This window comes from uncultured Aureimonas sp., from assembly GCF_913775355.1.
GTDB lineage: Bacteria > Pseudomonadota > Alphaproteobacteria > Rhizobiales > Rhizobiaceae > Aureimonas.
In genome coordinates this window covers 1-2,851 of record NZ_CAJYIU010000128.1, presented here as the reverse complement: position 1 = coordinate 2,851, position 2,851 = coordinate 1, and the positions used below count along the sequence as shown (strand labels likewise).

Genomic DNA, 2,851 nt, shown 5'->3' with positions numbered 1-2,851 from the left:
CCGTCAGCGCCTTTTCGAGTTCGGCCTTGGTCATCGTGGAGCGGCCATCGATGCCGCACTTCTTCGCCTCGGCATAGAGTTCCGCCTTCGTCGCCACGTGGCCGTGCTTGCGGAACGGGGCCGCCTTCTTGGCGACATCCTTCGGCTGCGCCGAGAACTGCTCGCCCTTCGTGGTGTCGCGGCGCTTCTTGGCGGTTGTGCGCTCGTACTCCTCCTTCGTCAGGTGCGCGCGCGCCTTCGTGGGGAGGTAGCGCTCGCCGGGCGTGCCGCTCTCCTTGCCGGACTTCGTGCCCCAGTCCTCTTCCGACCACTGGTGCAGGCTGTTGTCGTCGGACTTCTCGCCCTTGTAGCCGCCGCCTTCCTCCTTGTACTCGTGGACGGCAAGCTGCGCCTTGCGCGCGGACCACTGGCCCGGCTTTCCGCCCTTGGCGCCCTTCGTCACCTTCTTCTTCACGCTCTCCCAAAGCTTCGGGTCGGTCTTCTCGGCGGTCTCGCTCATGGCTCTGGCCTCGGATGGGTTCATTGCTTGGCCGTGCAACGAAGACGCCGGGGAATCGATGCGCGGCTGCGGCAATGCGGCAGGCTCGCTCAGCCGCCTCCGGCCAGCGAGGAGACGATCGGGCAGGGGCCGTCCGTTCCCCCTCGGCAGGCGGCGGCCAAGTGCTGCAGCCGGTCGCGCGCGGCTGTCAGCTCGCCGATGCGCTCGTCGAGCGCCCGCACCCGCGCCTCGGCGAGTTCGCGCGCGCGCGGCCGGTCGCGAACCGCGTCGAGCCGGAGAAGCTCGGCGATCTCGCCCAGCGTGAAGCCGGCGATCTTTGCGGCGCGGATGAAGCGCAGGCGCTCGGCGTCCCGCTCGCCGTATCGGCGGTGCCCGCCGGCCGACCCGCCGCCCGCAGGGCGCTCCGGCTCGTCGAGGAGGCCGCGGCGCTGGTAGAAGCGCACCGTCTCGACCCCGATGCCGGCCTCCGCCGCAAGGCCCCCGATCGTCCATCCCGTCATCGCTTGACTCCGTACCATGGTACGGACCCTATATCGGGTGCGGCCCTCTTATCTGCCATCCCTTGCGAAAGCCGCCCCGATGTCCGCCGCCGTCTCCCCGTCCGCCAGTTCCCGCCGCGCCGCGATCCATCGCATGGTGATGGAGACGCACACCTGCCCCTACGGGCTGAAGGCGCTCGATCTTCTGAAGCGGCAGGGCTTCGAGGTGGAGGACCACCCCTTGCGCACGCGCGAGGCGGTGGACGCGTTCAAGGCCGAGCACGGCGTGAAGACGACGCCGCAGATCTTCATCGACGGCCAGCGGATCGGCGGCTACGACGACACGCGCCGTTATTTCGGCAAGTCCGTCGCCGATCCGAAGGCGACGACCTACAAGCCGGTGATCGCGATCTTCGCCATGAGTGCGCTGATGGCGTTCGCGATCGCCTACGCCGCGCTCGGCACGCCGTTCACCATGCGCACGGTCGAGTGGTTCATCGCGGTCGCCATGTGCCTTCTCGCCGTCCAGAAGCTGCAGAACGTCGAGACCTTCGCGACGATGTTCCTGAACTACGATCTCCTGGCCAAGCGCTGGGTGCCCTACTCCTACATCTACCCCTTCGCCGAAGGGCTCGCGGGCGTCCTGATGCTGGCCGGCGCCCTGACGTTCCTCTCCGTGCCGGTCGCCCTCTTCATCGGCACGGTGGGCGCGGTCTCGGTGTTCAAGGCGGTCTATGTCGACAAACGCGAGCTGAAATGCGCCTGCGTCGGCGGCTCGTCCAACGTGCCGCTCGGCTTCGTCTCGCTGACCGAGAACGTGATGATGGTCGCGATGGCGCTGTGGATGGGCGCGCACGCGTTCGCGTGATCAGCCGGCCTCGCCCCGCCAGAGCGAGGCGATCGGCTCGCCCGCAAGGTCGGGCTTGGACTGGCCGATGAAGATCACGACGGGGCCGGGCCGCTCCGTCGCCGGATCGTAGAAGTCGAGAAGGCCGGGATGGCGCGCCTGCAGGAAGGGCGGCACCCGGCCCTCGCGCCGCAGGAGATGGTCCACCACGACCTGGTCGCCATGGACGCTGTTGGGCACGGCGCCGCAGGAGCCCGGCCGCATCCAGCGCTCCGGCTCGGCCGCGAAGGTCTCGTAGAGGGGCCTGAGTTCGTCGCCCTCCCAGCGCAGGAGCGCGGTGGAGACACGGCCCTTCAGGAAATAGTCCTCCATCGCGCAAAGGCCTGGCTCGGCGAGCGCCGAGGCGTCGCCCGCAAACACCGTGTCGAGATCGCAGAGCACCGTGGTGCCGGTGGCAAGGCCCGGCCGGAAGGCCTCCATCTTCGACCACCAGACGGGCCAGTCGTGCCGGAGCGGCACGGGCTCGACGCCCTCGACGGCGAGATCCATGTCGGTAAGGCAGAGGATGCGAGTGAAGGCCGGGGCGAAGCGCCTGGCGCCGCGCGCCAGCCGCTCGACCCAGAGCGCGTCGTAGCGGCCGCCGCCGCGAAGCACCGTCAGAAGCGTCGCCATAGGAAATCAGCCGACGGCCTTGAGGACGGGGGCCGCCTCGTCCGGGCTCCTCGCACCCTCCCAGAGCTCGTCCGTCAGCCCTTCCAGCCAGCCGGCGGCGCGCCGGGCGGCGTCCGGCTCGTGGAGCTTGGCGATCGCCGCGCCATCCAGCGCGCGAGCCTGCGCCAGAAGCACCTGCCAGCCGGCGAGATCGCCCGGCCAGATCGGAGCCGTCACCGCCGCGCCGAGCTTCACCAGCGCCTCGGCCTTGCGCGTCTGCTCGCCGAAATAGCGCCAGTCCGGCATGACGATGAGCCGGGCGCCGACGCGCGCGACCTCGTGGATCGTGTTGTCGCCCGCCGACGCGATCACGAT

Annotated in this window: 5 protein-coding genes; 1 reads left to right on the top strand and 4 read right to left on the bottom strand. The window is 69.7% G+C overall.

Going from position 1 to position 2,851, the window contains the following annotated elements; genetic code table 11:
• Positions 1 to 499, bottom strand: a 499-nt coding sequence (locus tag QZ753_RS08855) for a hypothetical protein (protein WP_294642891.1), incomplete at its 3' end; no start/stop codon positions are given.
• 89 nt (positions 500 to 588) lie between these two features.
• A complete protein-coding gene (locus QZ753_RS08850) occupies positions 589 to 1,017 on the bottom strand; it encodes a MerR family transcriptional regulator (protein WP_294642889.1) in 429 nt (142 codons plus the stop codon).
• Between the two features lie 61 nt (positions 1,018 to 1,078).
• Between QZ753_RS08850 and QZ753_RS08845 the strand changes: the two genes are divergently transcribed.
• Positions 1,079 to 1,846, top strand: coding sequence for a glutaredoxin (locus tag QZ753_RS08845; RefSeq protein ID WP_294642887.1), 768 nt, complete (start codon positions 1,079 to 1,081; stop codon positions 1,844 to 1,846).
• On the opposite strand, the gene QZ753_RS08840 is transcribed toward QZ753_RS08845, so the two are convergent.
• Positions 1,847 to 2,497, bottom strand: coding sequence for a hypothetical protein (locus QZ753_RS08840; protein ID WP_294642885.1), 651 nt, complete (start codon positions 2,495 to 2,497; stop codon positions 1,847 to 1,849).
• Positions 2,498 to 2,503: 6 nt separating this feature from the next.
• Positions 2,504 to 2,851, bottom strand: a 348-nt coding sequence (locus QZ753_RS08835; RefSeq protein WP_294642883.1) for a glycosyltransferase, incomplete at its 5' end; no start/stop codon positions are given.